This window comes from bacterium, from assembly GCA_023228325.1.
Lineage (GTDB): Bacteria > Auribacterota > UBA6266 > UBA6266 > UBA6266 > UBA6266.
Genome location: JALOBK010000030.1, coordinates 1 through 3575 on the forward strand (window position 1 = coordinate 1; position 3575 = coordinate 3575).

At 28.0% G+C, this 3575-nt stretch carries 5 protein-coding genes; all 5 read right to left on the minus strand.

Features of this window, described 5'->3' with window-relative positions; translation table 11 throughout:
* A partial coding sequence (locus M0R36_11275) for a nucleotidyltransferase domain-containing protein (GenBank protein ID MCK9556371.1) occupies positions 1-682 on the minus strand: 682 nt, incomplete at its 3' end.
* Positions 683-697: 15 nt separating this feature from the next.
* Positions 698-1255 (minus strand): GTP pyrophosphokinase, encoded by a 558-nt coding sequence (locus M0R36_11280; protein MCK9556372.1) that lies wholly within the window; start codon positions 1253-1255, stop codon positions 698-700.
* Between the two features lie 160 nt (positions 1256-1415).
* A complete protein-coding gene (locus M0R36_11285; GenBank protein MCK9556373.1) occupies positions 1416-2216 on the minus strand; it encodes an ankyrin repeat domain-containing protein in 801 nt (266 codons plus the stop codon).
* Between the two features lie 29 nt (positions 2217-2245).
* Positions 2246-3373 (minus strand): hypothetical protein, encoded by a 1128-nt coding sequence (locus tag M0R36_11290; protein MCK9556374.1) that lies wholly within the window; start codon positions 3371-3373, stop codon positions 2246-2248.
* Positions 3370-3575, minus strand: a 206-nt coding sequence (locus M0R36_11295; GenBank protein MCK9556375.1) for a hypothetical protein, incomplete at its 5' end; no start/stop codon positions are given. The genes M0R36_11290 and M0R36_11295, both read right to left, overlap by 4 nt.

Here is a 3575-nt window from a genome sequence, read left to right on the forward strand (position 1 = left end):
GGATAGATTTTAATATTTCTTTATCTCTCATCAGATCCATTTCGCCAGTTTCTAATAGCTGTTCACATTCCAAAAGTAATCTGACAAGATGTGATGCATATTTAACATCATATCCAAATTTATCTACCAATTCTTTCCTTTTCCCAGTGGGACATTTTTCTAACATATATTGTCTTTGCTTAAACGCATATCCTCGGAAGGTGTGGTATGCTTTCTTACTAACAAACAATTTTCTATTTTCGACAACAATTTTACCTATTTCGGTTCTATGTGTTTGGAGATGATCCCTCGTAAATAAACTATCGAGCATGTTCGGATTGTTTTCCATAACTAATCTGAAATATTTGACGATATTATATATGGTCCCTTCCGCTTCTAATTTTTTGTATCTAAATTTTCCATTGGTTGTATATTGATAAAATGACGGAATATTATCATCAAATCCATAAAAATATCCATGAAAATTTGGGACTAAGATCTCTTTTGGTGGAATTGTGTATGCATAAATATCAAAATCAGATTCTTCCGTGTTAGCACCATATGCATATGACCCGACAATAGTTTCATATTGCATATTATCAACAATCCAATCTCTATCAAAACAACCAGAGTCATGGAGAACTTTCTTATTTAGAATCATTTTTACCTCTTTCATGAAAATGGGGAGATGAATTGCTATCATCCCCCCATTTCAAAATCATGTAGGCAATCCTTTACAGCCACAATCTTGACACAATCCAGAATTAGCAACGAAAGACATGTATTTTTTAGAAACATCAATAGCTTGCTGAATCAATATGGAATATGCTTTGTGGTAACGATCTACTAATGATTTATCTTTATCACTAATTACACGTAATCTTAAAAGATTTATATTATCCTCTATATCTGCCAACTTTATAGCACATGCCATTACATTATTTTTTAGTCTATCAATATAATCAAAATATTCAATGTCTTTTTTTCTTGTAAGCAGGCTTATAACTTCAATGATATTTTCATCTATCCCAATTTTTTTCAAGTCATCCAACGTAACATCCGTATCCTCAACTATATCATGTAAAATTGCAGCAATCATAATATCACAATGTTGGGGAACATTATTCATTATTCTGAGACAATGAAGAATATAAGGGGTGCCACTTCTGTCAATTTGACCAGAATGCTTCTCTACTGCCAATTTAATTGATAATTCGAGAAGATACTTTTTCCTACTTTCTTCTTCTCTATCTCCAGAATCACTAAATATTATCATTTAGTCACCTTCCATTGTATGCCTTTCGATTTCCCAATAAATACTACTGTGCATCGATATGACCTTGTTTTCGGAATCTAAAATTTCTTCATTCTCATATACATTCTTAAAATCCACAATACCTCCATTTTTTAAGGCTGATAAAACTAATCATATTTATTTACTGGCTGCAAGCCAGGTTGGAAGAGTTTTCATTGATTTTTTCTGATAAATATCTTTTTATTTCATCGGTAGAGTTATTTAATAAATAGTTTTTATATAAATCAACTCGGCAATCGCATTCTTCTACAAAGAATCTAACAATTTTATACAGCCCATGTTTACACGCTTTCTTCAAACCATCATAAGCACAAATATACGCCGGACATCCCTTGTCCTCAATACAATATTTAACTATATTTAATCTATCTTCTTTTGTGATATATGATTCATTATTCCCAGTAATTATGGCGGCTCTCATCGGTTTTCCCTGCTTATATAGAACAGATCCTCCAATATTTTCCACAATATATTTGAATAATTCAAAATTTCCATTTTTCGCCGCCATAATTAAACAATCATTTGCAAAAACTCTAGGAATACGCATTAAAAATTTTTTGGAAATTTTTTCATCTTTTGAAACATATTCAAATAATTCAGCATGTCCTCTTACATATTCCTTCCAATCTAGATAAATTTCAACCTTTCCGAAAAATGCAATAATTTTTTCCAACATATATTCTTCTGAAGATATAGCCTCATGCATAATATTAATTAAATTTGTATTTTTTGAATTTGCAATAAATTTAACCACACCATGAACTAATCTGGTATCCATCTTTGATAATCTGACATGATGATCCAATAATTCTGGTGTAATTTCAAAATTTTGTCTGACTCTTTCCGTTCTAAGATTGGATGTATCATAATCTTTTGATAAAATCCCAAAAAATTCTTTTATTTTTTTGATAAACGAAAACATTTAAAACTCCTTTAATTTAAAAATATTTTTCATTTAATAACAAACTCTCCTCTATTAAACCATTTTTTATTATTCAACTCGGTTTCCACTATATTATATTCCGAATCAACCTCATATGTTTTTTTATACATCTTTTTTAATTCTTTCAAAAAGGATTCTAATAATTCTTCTGTCCAAATGGTTGAATATTCCCCGCCGTTTTCCCAATTCTTAAATCCATATATATTTGAGTTTACAATATGATGAGAATCACATCCAAATTTTTTAACTTTAGTATTAATTATTTTTTTCATGTCGGGAACAATACATATGAATTCGCTGATATAGACGCACGATAAAAGATTCATAAATTCAATATTTTCTTTTAGTGTCATACATTCCAATGTCTTTGATGTTATTATCCTTTGAATATATTTACTTCGTGTTGGGAATTTTATAAAAAATTCTAAAAATTCATTTATTTTTGATTTTATCTGTGTATATACATTATACAAATTTTGGGTCTTTTGAAAAATCGGATCAATAAATACCAATCTTGAATCTTTTTTTATTCCACCAATTGGAAATAAATCATATCCACTTCCAAATTCTAATTGTATTGGCATTTGTGAAGAATATGTTTTTTCTATTTTCGCAATTACCGGTGGAGAACAATCAAAATATTTTTTTGGTATTTTTGATTCCAAACACAGAACACTATATTCTTTTTCTAAATTAAAGTCTGGAATATCCAAATTTATTTTTATATCATCTTTAAAATTAATAGAAATAAATTTCATTATTAATTTTGATAATAAATTTATATATGCATATCTATCAAGATTATTCGTAAAACCAATATTACCGGAAATACATAATATTTTTTGTTCTTTTTTATTATTTTCAAACGATATAAAATTCTCAGATAAATATGAATCAAACATGTTCACAATACTTTTTATATTATTTTTATTGTAATAATTTATATAACAATTATCCGTATCTGAAAATGAAATAAAATTGTTAAAACATTCCTCTATTGCAACGTACTCATTGAATAAATCGCATGGGTCTAGCCCATATCTAACAATATTTACTCCTTCATAAAAAGGATTATAAATATGTACCTTTAAAACATCTTTTTGTTTTGGTTCTGAAAATTCTTTACCATCTGTCACATTACCTCCTCAATAATTCCATAATATTTATTTCGTATGATATCCTTAACTAATTCTAGTTGAATTTTATCCGGATTTAAAATTTTAGTAAATGAAATTTTCTTACCTGCACACATTATTCTTTTTTGTGAGGTGATTATCATATTTTTTAATATTGAATAATTGTTATCCCACATATAAAAATTATTATCACCACCAAGAT